17 protein-coding genes are annotated in these 20,186 nt (G+C 65.0%); 5 read left to right on the forward strand and 12 right to left on the reverse strand.

The window, feature by feature from the left end; genetic code table 11:
* Nucleotides 1–148 precede the first annotated feature (148 nt).
* Both rpoH and HPA01S_RS06600 read left to right on the forward strand, forming a co-directional pair.
* Entirely contained in the window at nt 149–1,096 is a 948-nt protein-coding gene (gene rpoH / locus HPA01S_RS06595) for an RNA polymerase sigma factor RpoH (RefSeq protein ID WP_066268057.1), read from the forward strand.
* Nucleotides 1,097–1,223: 127 nt separating this feature from the next.
* Complete coding sequence (locus tag HPA01S_RS06600; RefSeq protein ID WP_084360504.1) at nt 1,224–3,014, forward strand: 7TM diverse intracellular signaling domain-containing protein; 1,791 nt, start codon at nt 1,224–1,226, stop codon at nt 3,012–3,014.
* Nucleotides 3,015–3,213: 199 nt separating this feature from the next.
* Here HPA01S_RS06600 and lysS read toward each other — a convergent pair whose 3' ends face one another.
* The 10 genes from lysS to HPA01S_RS06650 form a co-directional block, all read right to left on the reverse strand.
* The gene (gene lysS, locus HPA01S_RS06605; protein WP_066268061.1) at nt 3,214–4,764 is read right to left on the reverse strand and encodes a lysine--tRNA ligase; all 1,551 of its coding nucleotides are present in this window, start codon (nt 4,762–4,764) and stop codon (nt 3,214–3,216) included.
* 181 nt (nt 4,765–4,945) lie between these two features.
* Complete coding sequence (locus HPA01S_RS06610; protein WP_157084918.1) at nt 4,946–5,662, reverse strand: ABC transporter ATP-binding protein; 717 nt, start codon at nt 5,660–5,662, stop codon at nt 4,946–4,948.
* A 130-nt stretch (nt 5,663–5,792) separates the two neighbouring features.
* Entirely contained in the window at nt 5,793–6,563 is a 771-nt protein-coding gene (locus HPA01S_RS06615) for an ABC transporter ATP-binding protein (protein ID WP_066268065.1), read from the reverse strand.
* A 13-nt stretch (nt 6,564–6,576) separates the two neighbouring features.
* On the reverse strand, nt 6,577–7,662 hold the full coding sequence (locus HPA01S_RS06620; protein WP_066268070.1) for a branched-chain amino acid ABC transporter permease: 1,086 nt from the start codon (nt 7,660–7,662) through the stop codon (nt 6,577–6,579).
* 18 nt (nt 7,663–7,680) lie between these two features.
* Complete coding sequence (locus tag HPA01S_RS06625; RefSeq protein WP_066268072.1) at nt 7,681–8,610, reverse strand: branched-chain amino acid ABC transporter permease; 930 nt, start codon at nt 8,608–8,610, stop codon at nt 7,681–7,683.
* 328 nt (nt 8,611–8,938) lie between these two features.
* Complete coding sequence (locus HPA01S_RS06630; protein WP_169801509.1) at nt 8,939–10,324, reverse strand: glycosyltransferase family 4 protein; 1,386 nt, start codon at nt 10,322–10,324, stop codon at nt 8,939–8,941.
* Between the two features lie 60 nt (nt 10,325–10,384).
* Entirely contained in the window at nt 10,385–11,689 is a 1,305-nt protein-coding gene (locus HPA01S_RS06635; RefSeq protein ID WP_066268236.1) for a replication-associated recombination protein A, read from the reverse strand.
* 34 nt (nt 11,690–11,723) lie between these two features.
* Nucleotides 11,724–12,368 (reverse strand): outer membrane lipoprotein periplasmic chaperone LolA, encoded by a 645-nt coding sequence (lolA, locus tag HPA01S_RS06640; protein WP_066268076.1) that lies wholly within the window; start codon nt 12,366–12,368, stop codon nt 11,724–11,726.
* Between the two features lie 64 nt (nt 12,369–12,432).
* Nucleotides 12,433–14,784 carry a DNA translocase FtsK gene (locus HPA01S_RS06645; protein ID WP_066268077.1) on the reverse strand — a complete coding sequence of 784 codons (2,352 nt, stop codon included), beginning with the start codon at nt 14,782–14,784 and terminating at the stop codon, nt 12,433–12,435.
* 115 nt (nt 14,785–14,899) lie between these two features.
* Entirely contained in the window at nt 14,900–15,574 is a 675-nt protein-coding gene (locus HPA01S_RS06650) for a Crp/Fnr family transcriptional regulator (protein WP_066268078.1), read from the reverse strand.
* A 155-nt stretch (nt 15,575–15,729) separates the two neighbouring features.
* Between HPA01S_RS06650 and trxB the strand changes: the two genes are divergently transcribed.
* The 3 genes from trxB (at nt 15,730) to rpmG (ending at nt 17,295) form a co-directional block, all read left to right on the forward strand.
* Nucleotides 15,730–16,677, forward strand: coding sequence for a thioredoxin-disulfide reductase (gene trxB, locus HPA01S_RS06655; RefSeq protein WP_066268080.1), 948 nt, complete (start codon nt 15,730–15,732; stop codon nt 16,675–16,677).
* A gap of 201 nt (nt 16,678–16,878) precedes the next feature.
* Nucleotides 16,879–17,112 carry a 50S ribosomal protein L28 gene (gene rpmB, locus HPA01S_RS06660; RefSeq protein WP_066268082.1) on the forward strand — a complete coding sequence of 78 codons (234 nt, stop codon included), beginning with the start codon at nt 16,879–16,881 and terminating at the stop codon, nt 17,110–17,112.
* A 12-nt stretch (nt 17,113–17,124) separates the two neighbouring features.
* A complete protein-coding gene (gene rpmG / locus HPA01S_RS06665) occupies nt 17,125–17,295 on the forward strand; it encodes a 50S ribosomal protein L33 (RefSeq protein WP_066268084.1) in 171 nt (56 codons plus the stop codon).
* A gap of 155 nt (nt 17,296–17,450) precedes the next feature.
* On the opposite strand, the gene HPA01S_RS06670 is transcribed toward rpmG, so the two are convergent.
* Nucleotides 17,451–18,665, reverse strand: coding sequence for a DesA family fatty acid desaturase (locus HPA01S_RS06670; RefSeq protein ID WP_066268085.1), 1,215 nt, complete (start codon nt 18,663–18,665; stop codon nt 17,451–17,453).
* A gap of 163 nt (nt 18,666–18,828) precedes the next feature.
* Nucleotides 18,829–20,097: an RsmB/NOP family class I SAM-dependent RNA methyltransferase gene (locus HPA01S_RS06675; protein ID WP_066268086.1), complete on the reverse strand. Its 1,269-nt coding sequence runs from the start codon at nt 20,095–20,097 to the stop codon at nt 18,829–18,831.
* Nucleotides 20,098–20,186 lie beyond the last annotated feature (89 nt).

Here is a 20,186-nt window from a genome sequence, read left to right on the forward strand (position 1 = left end):
ACTTTTCTGGCGTTGCCAGCCACAAACCGGGGCCGGCCACCCCCTGCCAGATGCAAAACCGCACAGGGCCCGGGCCATGGAACTTCCGCTTTAGCACTCCCTCTTAGAGAGTGCTAACATGCTTCGCAGACACCTGAGGAGGGTTCATATGTCCCACACACTTGCTCCTGTTGCCACCGCCACCCAAGGCTCGATTGCCGTGGCCAACCCGTGGGCGCTGGTGCCGCCCCTGGGCAACCTGGACGCCTACATTTCCGCCGTCAACCGCCTGCCCCTGCTCACGCTGGAGCAGGAGCAGCAGGCCGCGCGCCGCCTGCGCGACGACAACGACCTCGACGCCGCCGGCCAGCTGGTGATGTCCCACCTGCGCCTGGTGGTCTCCATTTCGCGCCAGTACCTGGGTTATGGCCTGCCGCACGGCGACCTGATCCAGGAAGGCAACGTCGGCCTGATGAAAGCCGTCAAGCGCTTCGACCCCGACCAGGGCGTGCGCCTGGTGAGCTACGCCATGCACTGGATCAAGGCCGAGATCCACGAATACATCCTGAAGAACTGGCGCATGGTCAAGCTCGCCACGACCAAGGCCCAGCGCAAGCTGTTCTTCAACCTGCGTTCGCGCAAGCAGGGCTTCCGTGCCGAGGCGCTGGATGGTGACACCCACCGCGAGGTGCTGTCGGACAACGAAGTTGGCGTGATGGCGCGCGAGCTCAACGTGAAGCCGGAAGAAGTGCGCGAAATGGAAACGCGCCTCTCGGGCGGCGACGTGGTGCTCGACCCGACCCCGGGCGACGACGGCGAAGACGCCTACGGCCCCATCGCCTACCTGGCCGACGCCAACCACGAGCCAACTGCGGTGCTCGAATCGGCCCAGCGCGACCACCTCGCCACCGAAGGCGTGGCGCGGGCCATGAGCGAGCTCGACGAACGCTCGCGCCGCATCGTCAGCGAGCGCTGGCTCAAGGTGAACGACGACGGCTCTGGCGGCATGACGCTGCACGAGCTGGCGGCCGAGTACGGCGTGAGCGCCGAGCGCGTGCGCCAGATCGAGGTGGCGGCCATGAAGAAGATGCGCAAGGCCCTGGCGGCCTACGCCTGAAGACCCGAGCGCCCCGCCAGCCCGGCGGGCCACTCGAATCGAACAGCCCCGGTGGTCACACACCCCGGGGCTTTTTTCTTGGCCGGCCCGCCCCGGAAATGCCTCGAACCGGCGACACAATCGGTGCATGTTTCAAACTGTGTTGTCGGCAGCGATGTCCTGCCGCCGGGCCCTGTGTGGGCCGCTGGCCTTTGCCGCTCTGGCCTTTTCCCTGAGCCTCCTCACCGCCCTCCTGCTGCCCCAGCACGCCCGGGCCGACACGCACGCACCGCCGCTGGTGCTGCTGGACGGCTCACAGCCCACCATACCGCTCGCACAGCGCAGCACCTGGTGGGTGGACAACAGCGGTGCGCTCAGCGTGCAGGATGTGGAAAGCGCCCAGTACCGCCTGCCCTTTGTGACGCGCAGCGAGGAGCACCGGCTGCGCCTGCGCGATGGTGCGGCGATGTGGGTGCGTTTCGAGGCCATGGCCACCGACGACGGCCAGCGCTGGGAACTGGAGCTGGCGCGTTCGGGCACAGACCGCATCAGCCTGTACTACCGGCAGGCCAATGGTGAGTGGAAAGCGCAGCACGCGGGCGACCGCATTGCGGTGCGGAACTGGGCCTTCCCCGACCGTTACCCGGTGTTCTCGCTCGACCCCCGCGTCAACACCCCCGTGACCTACTTCGTGCGCATCGAACACGCGCGTGTGCCCTTCTCCGGCTCCCTGCAGATCCACGACCACAACACCCTGCGCGAACTGCGCATCCACCAGCAGTTCCTGCTCGGCGCCTACTTCGGGCTGGCGCTGCTGCTTGCGGCCACGGCCGTGGCCAACGCCCTGGTGTTCCGCGACGTCAGTTTTGCCGCCTACGCCATCTACATCAGCCTGCTTGGCCTGGCGCTGGCGGCGTCGCTCGGCGTGGGCGGGCAGTTCCTGTGGCCGGGTGCGGTGCGCTGGAACGGTCAGGCGGAGTTTGTGCTGCTGCCGCTGGCGGCCGTGGCCGGCATGCTGTTCGTGCGGCATGTGGTGCAGCCCCGGCGCATCGGCCGCTGGCTGGACCGCAGCGCGCTCACGCTGGCGGCGCTGTTCCTGGCCCTGATGGTCTGGGACACCATCGCGCCCAGCGACGGCAGCTTGCTGGCCGTCACCACGCTCGGGGCGCTGACCATGCTGCTGGTCTACGCCATGCTCTGGCCCGCCTGGCGCACCGGTGACCGCTGGGTGCGCTGGATCGCGCTGGGCATGCTGCCGATCCTGCTGGCCGGTGCGTTACCTGTGCTGCGCAACTTCGGGCTGCTGTCTTCCGGGTTCCTGTCGCAGTACGGCATGGCCATCGCCGCCGCCATCGAGGCGCCCCTGTTGATCTATGGCCTGCTGCAGCGCTCGTCCCAGCAGCACGAGGCACAGGCCCGCGCCCGCGCCCTGGCGCTCACAGAGCCCCTCACCGGCCTGAGCAACCGGCACAACTTCATGCTGCGCCTGCACGAAAGCCTGGTGCGTGCGCAGCGCTACGAGCACCGCAGCGCGCTGCTGCTGATCGCACTGGACAACCACACCTGGTTTGTCGAACAGCACGGACGCGAGGTGGCCGACCGCGCGCTGGTGATCACCGGCTCGCTGCTGCGTTCGGTGGCACGCGACGTGGATGCCGCCAGCCGCGTGGACGACAGCACCCTGGCGCTGCTGCTGGAAGGCCCGGTGCGCGAGGGGCAGGCTCTGGCGGCCGCCACCAGCATCGTCGCCGGTGGCCTACGGCCGTCGGCGCAACTGCCGGTGGGCAGCACCCTGAAGTTCAAGATCGTGGTGGCGCTGCTGCCCGATCCGGCGCAGGACCTGCAGCAGGACGCCCAGGCCCACCTGGACTGGCTGCAAGGTGCCATGGACACACTTCGCAAGGACCCGCGCAAGGCGATCCTGAAGTTGAATTCCTAGGCAGCGGCTCAGCCGGTGTGTGACCGGCGGCGCAGGGGGAGTGCGCACACTGCCGGAGTGCGACCCATCACGAAAGAGACAACGCCAGACCAGGGGCAGCAAGGGTCCGGCTTCGCCGGCCTAAGCTGCCGTCCCCCTCCCAGCGCCGAAGGCGCGCAAGAGAGGGGGAAGCCGCGTCAGCGGCGCAGGGGGAGCCTCTTCAAACCTCCCGGCGCAACGCAGGGAACAGGATCACGTCGCGGATGCTGGGGCTGTCGGTCAGCAGCATCATCAGGCGGTCGATGCCGATGCCGCAGCCGCCGGCCGGTGGCATGCCGTACTCGAGCGCGCGGATGTAATCGGCGTCGTAGTACATGGCTTCTTCGTCGCCACCATCCTTGGCCGACACCTGCGCCTGGAAACGCGCGGCTTGGTCTTCGGCGTCGTTCAGCTCGGAGAAGGCGTTGCCGAACTCGCGCCCGGTGATGTAGAGCTCGAAGCGCTCGGTCACCGCCGGGTTGGCGTCGTTGGCGCGCGCCAGCGGCGAGATCTCGGTCGGGTGGTCCATGATGAAGGTCGGGTTCCAGAGCTTGTCTTCGACCTTCTCTTCAAAGTACAGCACCTGCAGGCTGGGCAAGCTGCGGCTGGAGAGCTGGTGCTTCTCCTCCGTCATGCCGAGCTTCTTCAGCTGCGCCTGCAGCCAGGCCACATCGTCCACGTTGTCGCCGGCTTCGGTGTATTTCAGGATGGCTTCGCGGATCGTCAGGCGCTCGAAAGGCGACAGCACGTCCACCGGTTTGCCCTGGTAGGTCAGCGGCTCGTCACCGCGCACCTGGCGCACCACGTGGCGGATCAGCTGCTCGTTGAAGTCCATCAGGTCCTGGTAGTTCCAGTACGCCGCGTAGAACTCCATCATGGTGAACTCGGGGTTGTGGCGGACGCTGATGCCTTCGTTGCGGAAGTTGCGGTTGATCTCGAACACGCGGTCGAAACCGCCCACCAGCAGGCGCTTGAGGTACAGCTCGGGCGCGATGCGCAGGAACATCTCCTGGTCGAGCGCGTTGTGGTGGGTCTTGAACGGCTTGGCGTTGGCACCGCCGGGGATGGGGTGCAGCATCGGCGTTTCCACTTCGAGGAAACCGTGCTCCACCATGAAGTCGCGGATGGCCGTGAGCGACTTGCTGCGTGCGGCAAAACGCTGGCGCGCGGACTCGTCCATGATGAGGTCCACGTAGCGCTGGCGGTACTTGATTTCCTGGTCCGCAATGCCGTGGAACTTGTCGGGCAGCGGGCGCAGGCTCTTGGTCAGCAGGCGTATCTGGCTGGCCTCGATGGTGAGCTCGCCCGTGCGCGTGCGCATGAGCTTGCCTTCCACGCCGATGATGTCGCCCAGGTCCCAGTGCTTGAACGCGGCGTACACCGCTTCGCCCACCGCATCGCGGCTGACGTAAACCTGGATGCGGCCCGAGGTGTCCTGCAGGGTGGCGAAACTGGCCTTGCCCATGACGCGCTTGAGCATCATCCGGCCCGCCACGCTGGCCGGTGCCGGTGTGGCTTCCAGCGCCTCCTTGCTGCTCTCACCAAACTGCTCGGCCAGCTCGGCCGCCTTGTGGGCAGGCTTGAAGTCGTTGGGGAACGCCACGCCCTGCCCCTGTTTCTGCGCTTCGCGCAGGGCCTTGAGCTTCTCGCGGCGTTCGGCGATGAGCTGGTTTTCGTCCTGCGCGGCGGGCGCGCCGGTCTCGGCGTGGGGGGGAGTTTGGGCTTGGGTCATGAATGAAAAATGGGTTGGGCACCGCGGTGCGCAACCCGGGATTGTAGTTTTAGGTGCCCCCCCGCCGCGCTGATGCGCGCGCGCCCTCAAGAGGGGCGCACCCTGGGGCCGGCAAAGCCGGATCCTCGGGTGCCCTGGATGGGGCACCTCGCGCCGGCATCGCGCCGTCGCGTGAGCCGCTTTATTCGCCGAGGTAGGCGGCGCGCACCTTGGGGTCGTCGAGCATCTCGCGGCCGATGCCGGTCATGATGATTTCGCCCGAGTCCATCACGTAACCTCGGTCGGCGATCTGCAGGGCGCGGCGGGCGTTCTGTTCCACCAGCAGAATGGTCACGCCCTGGGCCGACACGTCGCGCACGACCTCGAAGATCTTGTCCACCATGATGGGCGACAGGCCCATGGACGGCTCGTCGAGCAACAGCACCTTGGGCTGGCTCATCAGTGCGCGCGCCATCGCCAGCATCTGCTGCTCGCCACCGCTCATGGTGCCGGCGAGCTGGTCCTTGCGTTCGCGCAGGCGCGGGAAGATGCCGAACATCTTGTCGATGTCGTGCGCAATGCCGGCCTTGTCGGTGCGGATGTAGGCGCCCATCTGCAGGTTCTCGGTGATGGTCATGCGCGTGAACACGCCGCGGCCTTCCGGCACCATGGCCAGGCCCTGTTTCACCAGGTCCCAGGCACCCTTGCCCTTGATGCTCTTGCCCATGTACTCGATGTCGCCAGCCTCGAATGCCAGCGAACCGGTGACGGCCTTCATCGTGGTGGTCTTGCCGGCGCCGTTGGAGCCGATGAGCGAGATCAGCTCGCCTTCGCGCACTTCGAGGTCGACGCCCTTGACGGCCTTGATGCCGCCATACGCCACCTTCAGACCGCTGATTTTGAGAAGTGTGTTTGCCATGTGATTTCCTGTTCGTTGCGCGATCCGGCGCGAGGGACGTCAAACCAGAGCATCGCGGAACCGGCCTTGCCGGGCCGCAGATGCGGCCCCCTGAAGGGGGTGACGCGAAGCGGCGCGTGGCTGGGCCATGTCAGTGACCACCGGTGCCGAGATAGGCCTCGATCACCTTCGGGTCCTTTTGCACGTCGGCGGGGGAGCCCGAGGCCAGTTGTTTGCCGTAGTCGAGCACGGTGACGCGGTCGCACAGGCCCATCACCAGCTTCACGTCGTGTTCGATCAACAGGATGGTGCGGTCGTCCTTGCGGATCTGGTCGATCAGTTCGCGCAGCTGCACCTTTTCGGTCGCGTTCATGCCGGCAGCGGGTTCGTCCAGCGCGATCAGCTGCGGGTCGGTCGCCAGGGCGCGAGCGATCTCGAGCCGGCGCTGGTCACCGTAGCTCAGCGTGCGCGACTTGTACTCGGCCAGCTTCTCGATGCCCACATAGGCCAGCAGCTCGCGCGCCCGCTCGCGGATCGCCGTCTCCTCGCGCTTGAAGCCGGGCGTGCGCAGCACGGCGCCGATCAGGCCCGAGTGGGTGCGCACATGGCGGCCCACCATCACGTTTTCCAGTGCCGTCATTTCGGCGAACAGGCGAATGTTCTGGAAGGTGCGAGCGATGCCGGCCTTGGCCACTTCGTGCACGGCGGTTGGCGTGTAGGCCTTGCCCGCGAGCTCGAAGGATCCGCTGTCGGGCGTGTACAGCCCGGTCAGCACGTTGAAGAAGGTGGTCTTGCCGGCGCCGTTGGGGCCGATCAGGCCATAGACCTGGCCGCGTTTGATTTCGATGCCCACATCGCTCAGGGCCTGCAGGCCACCGAAGCGCTTGGAGACGTTCGCCACTTTGAGAATCGTGTCGGTCATCTGGATTCTCCGCTCACTTGGACAGGGACTTGCCATGCTCGGGCGCGGGCCACAAGCCTTTGGGGCGAAGCAACATCACCACCACCATGGCCAGCGCAATCAGCAGCTGGCGCAGGATTTCCGGTGCCAGGCGGCCGTCGGTCATGGCGGTGAGCGGGTGCGCCACGTGGCGCAGCAGCTCGGGCAGGCCGGCCAGCAGCAAGGCGCCGAGCACCACGCCCGGGATGTGGCCGATTCCACCCAGCACCACCATGGCCACGACCATGATCGACTCCATCAGCGAGAAGGATTCGGGCGACACGAAACGCTGGAACGAAGCGAACAACACGCCGGAGACACCACCGAAGGAAGCACCCATGCCGAAGGCCAGCAGCTTGAGGTTGCGCGTGTTCAGGCCCATGGCCTTGGCGGCGATTTCGTCTTCGCGGATGGCCATCCAGGCGCGGCCAATGCGCGAATCCTGCAGGCGGTACGAGATGATGATCGCCAGGATCACGAAGAACAGGAACAGGTAGTAGTAGAGCGTGACCGGCTGGAAGGTGAAGTCGCCAATGGTCAGGCGCTTGCCGAGGTCCAGCCCAAAGACCGAGATGGTGTCGATCTGGCTGATGCCCTTGGGGCCGTTGGTGATGTTCACCGGACGGTCCATGTTGAGCAGGAAGATGCGAATGATCTCGCCGAAGCCCAGCGTGATGATGGCCAGGTAGTCGCCGCGCAGCTTGAGCGTGGGGGCGCCCAAGATCATGCCGACCACGCCCGCAACCACCGCCGCGAGGATCATCACCCACCAGATGCTGTAGTGCAGTCCGTTGGGGAACATCGCCTTGATGGCCGGGAAGGTGTCGGCCAGGTGGGGCGAACCGAGCAAGGCAAACACGTAGGCCCCAACGGCGAAGAAGGCGATGTAGCCCAGATCCAGCAGGCCGGCGTAGCCGACCACGATGTTCAGACCCAGGGCCAACAGCACATACATGAGTGCGATATCGACAATGCGCACCCAGGAGTTGCTGCCGGTCGATTGCAGGATGATGGGCAGCAGCAACAGGGCCACTGCGGCGAGCACGAAGGCGATCAGCTTGCCGGTTTTGGTGTTCATCATGGTGTTTCTCCCTGGCGATCAGGCTCGGTCCGCCACACGTTCACCCAGCAGGCCCGAAGGGCGCAGCGTGAGCACGATGGCCAGCACGATGAAAGCGAAGATGTCGGTGTACTGGCTGCCCAGCACACCACCGGTGAGCTTGCCCAGGTAACCGGCACCCAACGATTCGATCAGGCCCAGGGCAATGCCCCCGACCACCGCACCGGCGAGGTTGCCGATGCCCCCCATGACCGCCGCCACAAAAGCCTTGAGGCCGGGCATGAAGCCCATGGCGTGCTGCACCGTGCCGTAGTTGGAAGCCCACATCACACCCGCGATGGCCGCGAGCATGGCGCCGATGATGAAGGTGGCGGAGATGACCGTGTCGGGCTTGATGCCCATGAGCGCCGCCACCCGCGGGTTCTCGGCGGTGGCGCGCATGGCGCGTCCCAGATTGGTGCGGTTGACCAGCCACATGAGGAAGGCCAGCGTGACGGCCGTGGTGGCCAGGATGACGACCTGCGTCACCGAGATGACCGCGCCGCCCACTTCAATCGGAGAGCGCGAGAGCATCGAGGGATAGGACTTGGGGTTGGGCGCCCAGATGATCATGGCGAATGTCTGCAGCAGCAGCGACATACCGATGGCGGTGATCAGCGGCGCCAACCGGTTGGAGTTGCGCAGCGGCCGGTAGGCGAGTTTCTCGATCGAGAAGTTGAGCGTGGCGCAGATCACCATGGCGATGACCGTGGCCAGGAACAGGATCATCCAGGTGGGCAACCCGGTGGATGCGCTGGTCATCCAGCCGATGACGGTCCAGCTGGTCAGGGCGCCCACCATCAGCACGTCACCGTGCGCAAAGTTGATGAGGCCGATGATCCCGTACACCATGGTGTAGCCCAAGGCCACCAGGGCGTACATGCTGCCCAGCACCAGACCGTTGATGATCTGCTGAAGCAAAACGTCCATGAAAGATTCTCCGTGTATGTGACAGGCCAGAAAACGCTTGTGGCTCAGGTTGCTTCAACCTAGCAAAAAACCCGCCAGACATGCCCCTGAAACAGGACTGCCCGCAGGTTGGTGGACGGATTGTAATGACGCGTTTTTGGGCTCCCATGCGTGTAAGCCCTTACCCGTCAGGGGTTTACCCTGGTTTTAGAGCGGGCTCCTCAACGCACATCAGCACGAATGCAGGTGCATTAGTTATTTTGATTTTGAGGTGGCTTGCGCCCGCGCAACTTATTGAGTTGGCACGGCTTTGCGCGCGGCGGCACACCCGCCATCGAGCCGGTCACATTCAGCCAAACGCTTGCAACAGCAGCTTGTGGCGGTGGGCATGCATGGCTTCGTGGGTGTACCGGGAGGCACTCTCGCGAGCCCTCAGCCCCGCATCTCGCAGCGTCGCAGGGTTGTGCGTCAGGCGCACCAGCACATCCTTCAGGCCAGCTACATCGCCTGGTGGGCACAGGAATCCGTTGCCTTCGTCGCTGATATAGGAACTCAGGCCCAGCGTGTTCGAAGCCACCAGGGGAACGGCCTGCGAGAACGCATCAAAAATGATGCGCGGCTGTTCGTCGCTGACACTCGGCACGATGACCGCGTGGTACTGCTGCAGAAGACCCATGAACGCCTCGCCGTACGAAACCGGCTCCAGGGCGCGGATCTTCACCGTCTTCAAACGTGCGGCCGTGGCAACGATCTGTTCGCGCAGCTCGCCTTCGCCAATGAAGTCGACCGCCACATGCACGCCCTCCTGGTCCGCCAGGGCCAGCGCCTCCAGCAGAACGGCCACGCCCTTGTGCGGATGAAGCCGGCCGGCAAACAGGAACCGCACAGGCTCGCCCGACTTCTGCTGCCATTGCGCAGCCGCCACCGAAGACGACAGGATGTTCGCCGCATCGATCCAGGACGCCGGGGTCACGTAGATCTTGTCGTCAGGGTGTTTGCGAAACGAGGTTTCGTAGCCCGGGTGCGTGACGAAGGTGATGTCCGCCGCACCGACAAAGAACTTGGCCAGGTATTCGTTGATCGAGTTGCGAAGCCGGTGTTTGAACGATGTGGCAACGGCATCAAAACGCCGCCAGGGCGCGGACTCCACCACCATCACCAGCTTCTTGCGCCTCATGAGCGCGATGGAGTTGCCGATCCAGCCGGGCGGGATGGGCCAACCCACCACACTGGAGTGCAGGATGTCACAAGACCCCACAGCCTTCCACAACTGGCCACTCAGCCGTGGCAAATCCTTGATCGCCTGTGCAAACGAGGTAGATGAGGGCAAGGCCACCAGGGTCAGGCGCTCCGCCAGATCGGCCTGCAGCGGGCTGAGCCCGGTCTCTTCGGTCAAGGGCACAACCGGCGATGCGAGTGTGAGCTGCTCGATGTAGGGGAAATGTCTGGCGAAGTCCTTGTGCCACAGGTCATCCAGCCAGATGCCACCGGCCTTGTCCACGAAAGTCGGGATCGGGCTCAGCAGCAGATAGCGGTGCCGGACCTTGGGCGATTCGTGGAAAAGATCTTCAGGACGGGGGGCGACGTTTTCCATGGCGAATCGTTGACGGGTGAGAAGGGTTGGCCTGATCGGCGCGACCAGATGCATGGACCCATGCCGATGGAGTGCGTCGCAGCTCAAAACCGCTGCGTTAGGGGATGAAGAGCAGCGCGCCAGATGGTAGCAGTCCGGCATGTACACCGATCCTTTGATTCCCATCCGCCCCGCGCGCAGGCGGACGAGACGCCCCAGCCCTCAGGCTTTACCAGCCTCTTCGTCCCACTTTTTCAGCACGGCCAGCTTCTCGCCGATCTTCACCTCCAGCCCCCTCGGCACCGGCTGGTACCAGCCGGGGTCTTGCATGCCGTCGGGCAGGTAGGTTTCGCCGGCCGCGTAGGCGTTCGGCTCGTCGTGGGCGTAACGGTACTCGTGGCCGTAGCCCAGTTCCTTCATCAGCTTGGTCGGGGCGTTGCGCAGGTGCACCGGCACCTCGCGGCTCTTGTCCTGCTTCACGAAGACCCGGGCCTGGTTGTAGGCGTTGTAGCCGGCGTTGCTCTTGGGCGCCGCGGCCAGGTAGATCACCGCCTGCGCCAGCGCCAGCTCGCCTTCCGGGCTGCCCAGGCGCTCGTAGGTGAGTGCGGCGTCGTTGGCGATCTGCAAGGCGCGCGGATCGGCCAGGCCGATGTCTTCCCAGGCCATGCGCACGATGCGCCGCGACAGGTAACGTGCATCCGCCCCGCCGTCGAGCATGCGGCACAGCCAGTACAGGGCACCGTCGGGGCTGGAGCCGCGCACGGATTTGTGCAGGGCCGAGATCTGGTCATAGAAGTTGTCGCCACCCTTGTCGAAGCGGCGCGCGTTCAGGCTCAGCGCGTTGCTGATGAACTCGGCGTCGATGTGCGTGATGCCGGCCGCACCGGCCGCGGTGTTGCACTGCTCCAGCAGGTTCAGAAAACGCCGCGCATCGCCATCGGCATAACCGACCAGGGTGTCCACAGCCTTGTCGTCGAACCGCAGATGCCCGATCGCCTTCTCTTGCGCGCGCTGCAGCAGCTGCTTGAGCTCGTCATCGGTCAGCGACTTCAGCACATAGACCTGGGCGCGCGACAACAAGGCCGAGTTGACCTCGAACGAGGGGTTTTCGGTGGTGGCCCCGATGAAGGTGAACAGGCCCGACTCCACGTGCGGCAACAGCGCGTCCTGCTGCGACTTGTTGAAGCGGTGGATTTCGTCCACGAACAGGATGGTGTGCCGGCCCTGCGCCAGGTACTGCTGCGCCTGCTCCATCGCGGCGCGAATGTCCTTGACGCCCGAGAACACCGCCGACAGGGCGATGAACTCGCTGCCGAAGGCGTTGGCGGTCAGGCGTGCCAGCGTGGTCTTGCCGACGCCGGGCGGGCCCCAGAAGATCATCGAATGGGCTTTGCCCGACTGGAACGCCAGCCGCAGAGGTTTGCCCTCACCGAGCAGGTGCGACTGGCCGACCACCTCGTCCAGCACCCGGGGTCGCAGCGCTTCGGCCAACGGCGCCACGGGCGCTTGTGCAAACAGATCGGCCACGGTGTTGTGCGGTGCGGGAGCGGTCACGCCCGGCTCAAGGCTTGATCACGGCAGCACCGGCCGGTGGCTGGAACGTGAAGTCCGCCGTTTTCAAGGCCGGGTTGGCCTGCCAGTCGTTGAAGGTGAGCACCGAGCGCTGGCCCAGGCTGTCCTGGATGTCGAGCACCGCCAGCTGGCCCTGGCGAAAGCCGACGCGCACGCTCTGCAGCTGGCCGTTGCGGTCTTTCGGCCTGGCTTCGACCCATTCCGTGCCGTCCTGTGCCGGCCCGGCCTTGAGTTCGAAGGCGGCCGACAGGCCCTTGATGTCCGTGCCGGACGCGATCAGCGCGGCGGGGGTGCTGCCCAGGGCGTCTTTCTGCGGGCGCGAGGTCACCTGGTTCAGGTCCACGTCGTAGAGCCACAGGGTCTGGCTGTCGGCCACGATGGTCTGCTCGAACGGTTTGTTGTAGACAAACCGGAAGCGGTTGGGACGCAGGAACTCGAAGCTGCCGCTGGAGGTCTTGCTGCGCGCCACCGTGTCGCTGGCGCGCTTGGGCGAGGTGACGACCTGGGTGAAGCTGGACTTGCCGCTGTTCACCGATTGCAGGAACTTCTCCAGGTCCTGCAGGCCGTCGGCCTGGGCGGCGAAAGCGGTCAGCGCCAGAGCGGCGGAAGTGAGGATGGCTTTGAGCTTGATCATGGAAGGTCTGACCCGGTAAAGCCGACTTGGTTGCACACCAACGCAACGGGCTTCACTCGTGGCCTCATTCGTTGCGTGAGGGCACCAGGATGTCGCGCTGGCCGCTGGACGTGAGCGCGCTGACCAGGCCGGCGTTCTCCATGTCCTCCAGCAGGCGCGCGGCGCGGTTGTAGCCGATCTTGAGCTTGCGCTGCACGTAAGAGATGCTGGCCTTGCGGTCCTTGATGACGATCTCCACCGCCTGGTCGTAGAGCGCGTCCTTTTCGCCGTTGCCGTCGCCACCGCCTTCACCGAACAGGTCGCCGCCCTCGCCATCACCCGTGCCGCCTTCGAGCACACCGTCGATGTAGTTGGGTTCCCCGCCCTGCTCTTTCAGGTAGGCCACCACGCGGTGCACCTCGTCGTCGCTCACGAAAGCGCCGTGCACCCGCACCGGGAAGCCGGTGCCCGACGGCATGTACAACATGTCACCCATGCCCAGCAGGCTCTCGGCGCCCATCTGGTCAAGGATGGTGCGGCTGTCGATCTTGCTGCTCACCTGGAACGACAGGCGCGTGGGAATGTTGGCCTTGATCAGGCCGGTGATCACGTCCACGCTAGGGCGCTGGGTGGCCAGTATCAGGTGGATGCCGGCGGCACGCGCTTTCTGCGCCAGGCGGGCGATCAGCTCTTCGATCTTCTTGCCCACCACCATCATCAGGTCGGCCAGTTCGTCGATCACCACCACGATGTAGGGCAGGCGCTCCAGCGGCTCGGGCTGTTCGGGCGTGAGGCTGAACGGGTTGCCGATGATCTCGCCACGCGCGGTGGCCTCGTCGATCTTGGTGTTGAAGCCGGCGAGGTTGCGCACGCCCATCTTGCTCATCAGCTTGTAGCGCTTCTCCATCTCGGCCACGCACCAGTTCAGGCCGTTGGCCGCGTGCTTCATGTCCGTCACCACCGGTGCGAGCAGGTGCGGGATGCCTTCGTAGACGCTCATCTCCAGCATCTTCGGGTCGATCAGCAGCAGGCGCACGTCGCGCGCATCGGCCTTGTAGAGCAGCGACAGGATCATCGCGTTGATACCAACCGACTTGCCCGAACCGGTGGTACCGGCCACCAGGCAGTGCGGCATCTTGGCGAGGTCGGCCACGATGGGCTGGCCGCCGATGTCCTTGCCCAGGCCCATGGTCAACATGGACTTGGCGTCGTTGTAGACCTGCGAGCCCAGGATCTCGCTCAGCTTGATGGTCTGGCGCTTGGCGTTGGGCAACTCCAGCGCCATCAGGTTCTTGCCCGGGATGGTTTCGATCACCCGGATCGAAATCAGCGACAGGGAGCGCGCCAGATCACGACCGAGATTGACGATCTGCGAACCCTTCACACCCGTGGCAGGCTCGATTTCGTAACGCGTGATCACCGGCCCAGGCGCAGCCGCCACCACCCGCACCTCGACGCCGAAGTCCTTGAGCTTTTTCTCGATCAGGCGGCTGGTCATCTCCAGCGTCTGGCTGTCCACGCCGACCTGGTGCGTGGGCGCACTGTCCAGCAGGTCCACCTGCGGCAGCTTGCTGTCCGGCAGTTCGGTGAACAAGGGCTTCTGGCGCTCCTTGGCGACACGCTCGCTCTTGGGCACATCCACCAGCGTGGGTTCGATCACCACCGGCGTCGGGTGATGCTCCTCGATTTCCACCCGCTCGACCTTCACCACCTCTTCGCGCTCGCGCGCGGCCTTCTCACCGATGCGCTGGTCTTCCACCGCCTCACGTTTCTCGCGCCGGGCAACGAACCAGCCGTCCAGCATCACACCCAGCTCTTCGGCCCAGTGGCCCCAGGAAAAACGGAACACGGTGGGCAGGCAGACCAGCAGCAGCGCCAGCATGGCCAGCGCCGAGCCGGTAAAGCCCAGCCAGCGCATGGCGGCCGGGCCCAGCGCATGGCCCAGCACACCACCGGCGTGGTCGGGCAACAGGGCTTCCAAGCGGTACAGGCGGCTCCATTCCAGCACCGTGCTGGCCGCCATCAGGGTGAACAGCGCCAGCCAGAACAGCGCGCGCCGCGCCCAGGGGCGGTGCCAGAGGCGGTCGCCAGCGGGGGCTTCGTCGTCACCGCTTTGCGCGCCACGAATCCAGCGCGCGAGGGTGGACAACCAGGCGCGCACGCCGGCCATGAACAGCCACCAGACCGAGAAGCCCATCAGGTAATAGCTGCCGTCAGACAGCAAGGCGCCGAGGCGGCCACCCCAGTTGCCGACCTCGGAGCCGGTGCCGGTGGTGCTCCAGGCCGGATCGGCCAGGGAGTGGCTCAACAGCGCCAACAGCCAGAACGCCAGAGCGGCGGCCCCCAGCACCAGGCCGATTTCCTGCGCAAAGCGGGACACCCCCGTCGGGCCGGCGGTCGTGCGGTCGGCGTTGAGGGTGTTGAGTGAATAAGTCATAGGCCTCGCTGAATTCCAGCGGCTAGCTTACCCCATGCGTCGGCCCGTCCAGCCCGTGGGGAACACCTCCGGTAACACGCTGCGGCGGTGTGCCACAGGCCGCAGCCTGGGTCGATCAGCCCAGCGAGTTGAGGCGTTCCTTGATGACCGTGCTGCCGTCTTCGGTGACTTCGATGAAGCCGCGGTCTTCCAGGTCCTTCATGACCCGGCTGACCATTTCACGCGAGGCGCCGATCATCTTGGCCACGTCCTGGCGCGAGACACGGTCCTTGATGACCAGCTGCCCATCCTTGTCGGGCTGCGCAAACTCGAGCAGCGCACGCGCCACGCGGCCATACACATCCATCAGGGCCAGGGACTCGATCTTGCGATCGGCGTGGCGCAGGCGCTGCACCAGACCCTTCATGACCGCGTAGGCCATGGACGTATTTTCGGGCAGGCAGCGTGCGAATTCGGTACGGCCCAGGATCAGCACGTCGGTCTGCACCTCGGCGCGCACCGTCGCCGAATGCGGCTGGTTGTCGATCAGGCTCATTTCGCCCACATAGTCGCCCGGGTTCATGGTGGCCAGAATCACCTCCCGGCCGCGGCTGTCGGTGGTCACCACGCGGGCACGGCCGGTCAGCACGATGGCCAGCGCGTTCGACTTCTTGCCCTGTTCGACGATGCACTCGCCGCGCTTGAAGCGCCGCTTGACCACAGAATCGGCCACGGCTTCGGCCTGCGCCTGCGTCAGGGTGGAGAACAGCGGAACCCGACGGATCAGGTCCAGATTGGACAGGAGGGACATGCGTGTATTCCTAGCTTGCAACAGCGCGGAGGGCGCTCTTCCATACAATGATCGGCACACTTGGGGCGACATAAAGGACTGTTTTTTCCTTCTACCGCTCTTATATAGCCGCTTACTCTAAACCACTTGGCCTTGAAACCGATCGGGCTTGTAACATGAAACACGCGAAAGTCCTTATTCTGGGCTCCGGCCCTGCCGGCTACACCGCCGCCGTTTACGCCGCGCGCGCCAACCTCAACCCGGTGCTCATCACCGGCATCGCCCAGGGCGGCCAACTCATGACCACGACCGACGTGGACAACTGGCCCGCCGACGCCGAGGGCGTGCAGGGCCCCGACCTCATGCAACGTTTTCTGGCACACGCCGAGCGTTTCAAGACCGAAATCATCTTCGACCACATCAATGCGGTCGATTTCAGCCAGCGCCCCTTCGTGCTCAAGGGCGACAGCGGCGAATACAGCTGCGACGCCCTGATCATCGCCACCGGCGCCTCGGCCAAGTACATTGGCCTGCCCTCCGAAGAGGCCTTCATGGGCAAAGGTGTCTCGGGCTGCGCCACCTGCGACGGGTTCTTCTACCGTGGGCAGGAAGTCAGCGTCGTCGGCGGCGGCAACACCGCGGTGGAAGAAGCGCTTTACCTGTCCAACATCGCCAGCAAGGTCACCCTGGTGCATCGCCGTGACACCTTCAAGGCCGAAGCCATCCTGGTCGACAAGCTGATGGACAAGGTCGCAGCCGGCAAGATCGAACTCAAGCTGCACAGCACGCTGGACGAAGTACTGGGTGACCAGACCGGCGTGACCGGCGTGCGTCTGAAAAACGTGCAGACCGGCGCCCATGAAGAGCTGAACCTCAAGGGCTGCTTCATCGCCATCGGCCACCAGCCCAACACCGACATCTTCAAGGGCCAGCTGGACATGAAGGACGGCTACATCACGACCCGCTCGGGCCTGCAGGGCATGGCCACCATGACCAGCGTGCCCGGCGTGTTCGCCGCGGGTGACGTACAGGACCACGTCTACCGCCAGGCCATCACCAGCGCCGGCACCGGCTGCATGGCCGCACTCGACGCCCAGCGTTTTCTCGAACAAAACGCCGCCTGAACGCGTTTTTTTCGGCCCAGCTGGCGGCCAAATCCGCCAGCTGGCTATAATTGCGGGCTTTGCTGAGATTTACCGGCTTGCCCGGGCACGAAGCAGATTCGGGTTACCGCCACCCTTTCCTGGCGAGGTGAGGCTGATGCGCCCAACACGGAGACCCCTCCGGTTCGCGGCCAGCAGCTGTTTAATGATCGGAGTGTCCTCATGGCACGCGTCTGCGAAGTCACGGGCAAGAAGCCCATGGTCGGGAACAATGTTTCCCACGCCAACAACAAAACCAAGCGCCGGTTCCTGCCGAACCTGCAATACCGCCGTTTCTGGGTCGAAAGCGAAAACCGCTGGGTGCGTCTGCGCGTCTCCGGTGCCGCCCTGCGCCTGATCGACAAAAACGGCATTGACGCCGTGCTCGCCGACCTGCGCGCACGCGGTCAAGCTTAAGGAGAACCACACATGGCAACCAAAGGCGCACGCGAGAAGATCAAGCTGGAATCCACTGCTGGAACCGGCCATTTCTACACCACCACCAAGAACAAGAAGACCACGCCGGACAAGATGCTGATCAAGAAATTTGATCCCAAGGCCCGCAAGCACGTGGACTACAAGGAAATCAAGCTCAAGTAATCGAGCGTTTTCCCCGCAAAAAAGCCGCTGTCACCAGCGGCTTTTTTGTGCGCGCTCGAATCACGGTGCACCCACACCGGATCGATAGCCAAAAAAAATGCCACCCTCGGGGTGGCATTTTTTGTCCGGGGCAGCTGCGGCCGGCTGGAGATCGATCAGGCGTATGCGGAGCGCAGGCGGATCGAGAAGTCGCGCAGGGCTGCGATGCCACTCTCTTCGGCACGGCGGCACCAGGCCTGCAGGTCGATGGCAAGCTGCTCGCGAGTGGCATTGGTGCTGGACCACAGAGCGCGCAGCTCTTCGCGCATCGTCACCATCTTGTCGAGCACCGGGTGCTCGGCACGCACCTGGGCCAATTGGGGCTTGACGCTGGCCGGCACCTTGTCGTCGTCGCGGTGCAGCCAGCGGCGCGCGGCCTGCAACACGGTGGCGTCGCCACGGCGTTGCTTCAGCGCCTGGAGTTCGTGCTTGCAGGCGGCACGCATCTCCAGCGCATAACCTGCCATCACTTCGTAGCGGTTGGCGATGATCGCTTCGAGCGTCTTTTCATCGGCCACCGGGCGCACGGCGCCATACGCCATCTTCGGCGGCACCTTCTTCACCGAAGCCAGACCCACGGCCTTCATCATGGAGATGTACATCCAGCCGATGTCGAACTCGTAGGGCTTGACCGACAGCTTGGCCGAAGTCGGGTAGGTGTGGTGGTTGTTGTGCAGCTCTTCGCCGCCGATGATGATGCCCCAGGGCGACACGTTGGTGCTGCCGTCGGTGGCCTCGAAGTTGCGGTAACCCCACCAGTGACCGATGCCGTTGATGATGCCGGCGGCGGTGATCGGGATCCAGGCCATCTGCAAGGCCCAGACCGAAAGGCCCAGCACGCCGAACAGCGACACGTTGATGATCAGCATCAGGCTCACGCCCAAGCGCGAGCGACCGGTGTAGAAATGCTTCTCGACCCAGTCGTTCGGCGTGTTGTGGCCGTAACGTTCGATGGTTTCGGCGTTCTTGGCTTCGGCGCGGTACAGCTCGGCACCTTCGTAGAACACCTTCTTGATGCCGAAGATGTGCGGGCTGTGCGGGTCACCTTCGTGCTCACACTTGGCGTGGTGCTTGCGGTGGATGGCGGTCCACTCCTTGGTCACCATGCCGGTGGTCATCCACAGCCAGAAGCGGAAGAAGTGCGATGCAATCGGGTGCAGGTCCAGCGAGCGGTGCGCGGAATGGCGGTGCAGGTAGATGGTGACGCTGGCGATCGTGATGTGCGTGAACACCAGGGCCACGATAAGCACCTGCCACCAGGCGGCACCGGTGATGCCCTGCGCCAGAAACTGGATCAGACCATCCCACAGAACGGAAAAAGAAGAAGACATTGAGTTCCTATAGACCGCCCGAAGGTGTCCGACACGCACACGCTGGCCCAGGGGCGGGGAGGGCCAGCAAACCCATGGATTTTACGGGCGGGGTGGCAATTCACCAAACCCCGGGCCCATGATGTGAAAACCCGGCCTTATAAGCAGGGCAGGAGGCGCTTTTTCAAGCCTTTTTCCGCCAGACGGCTGCAAAAAAGCCGTCAGTTGCGTGCCGATGAGGCCACAAACGCAGCCAAACACCGTTTTCACCGGCTGTCAGGGTGTTGGCTTCCCCCACATGTGCCGACGCCAGCAACTCGGCCACCGGCACGGCTTCGAAGTCCGGGTGCGCCTGCCCGAAGGCTTCGGCAACGGCCTCGTTTTCCTGCGTCAGCAGGCTGCAGGTGGCATAGACCAGCCGGCCACCCGGTTTGAGCAGGCGGGCCGCGCTGTGCAGGATGGCCTGCTGCAGCTCGGCCTGGGCGGCCACCGTAGCCGGGGTCTGGCGCCATTTCAGATCGGGGCTCCGGCGCAGCGTGCCCAGGCCGGAGCACGGGGCATCCACCAGCACGCGGTCGATCTTGCCGGCCAGGCGCTTGATGCGCTCGTCGCGCTCGTGGGCAATCGCCACCGGGTGCACGTTGGACAGGCCGCTGCGCGCCAGGCGCGGCTTGAGCGCGTCCAGCCGGTGGCCGGAGGTGTCGAAGGCGTAGAGACGGCCGCTGTTGCGCATGGCCGCGCCGATGGCCAGGGTCTTGCCGCCGGCGCCGGCGCAGAAATCGACCACCATCTCGCCGCGCTTGGCGTCCAGCAGCAGGGCCAGCAGTTGCGAGCCCTCGTCCTGCACCTCCACCTCACCCTGCACGAAGGCCGGCAGCTTGGCCAGCGAGGGCTTGCCCTGCAGGCGCACGCCGAGCGGGGAATAGGGCGTGGCCTGGGCGGTCAGCCCAGCGACCTTGAGCGCGGCCAGCACCGGCTCGCGTTTGGCCTTGAGCGCATTGACGCGCAGATCCAGCGCCGCCGGCTGGCTCAGGCTGTGGACCAGGGCGTCGAATTCGTCGCCCACCTGCTCGCGCAGGGCCGTGGCCAGCCATTCCGGCAGGTTGTGGCGGTGTGGCGCCATCAGGTCGGCGTCGGTGACGGCGTCGCAGTGGTCGAGCCAGGTTTTTTCGGGTTCCGTCAACGCACTCTTGATGAAGTCGCGGTCACCGGGGAAGGCCAGGATGGCCAGGCGGCGCCATTTGGAGCCGCTGCCCGAGCGCGCGAGCCATTCCAGCTTGAGGCGCTCGCGCAGGATGGCGTAGACGGTGTCGGACAGGGTGGCCCGCTCGCGCGGGCCGAGTGAGCGGTTCTCGCGGAAGTGGCGGGCCACCACCGCGTCAGTGGGGTGTTCGAATTTAAAAACCTGCTCGATCAGGCTGGCGCTTTCGTCCAGAAGGGCTTTGGGATGCATGGGAGGTATTGTCACCCCTTGAATTGGTCGCCGCCCTGCGCCGCTGCGCGGCTTCCCCCCGGGGGGACGATGCCTGGGACCGGCAAAGC

Source organism: Hydrogenophaga palleronii NBRC 102513, from assembly GCF_001571225.1.
Taxonomy (GTDB): Bacteria; Pseudomonadota; Gammaproteobacteria; order Burkholderiales; family Burkholderiaceae_C; genus Hydrogenophaga; species Hydrogenophaga palleronii.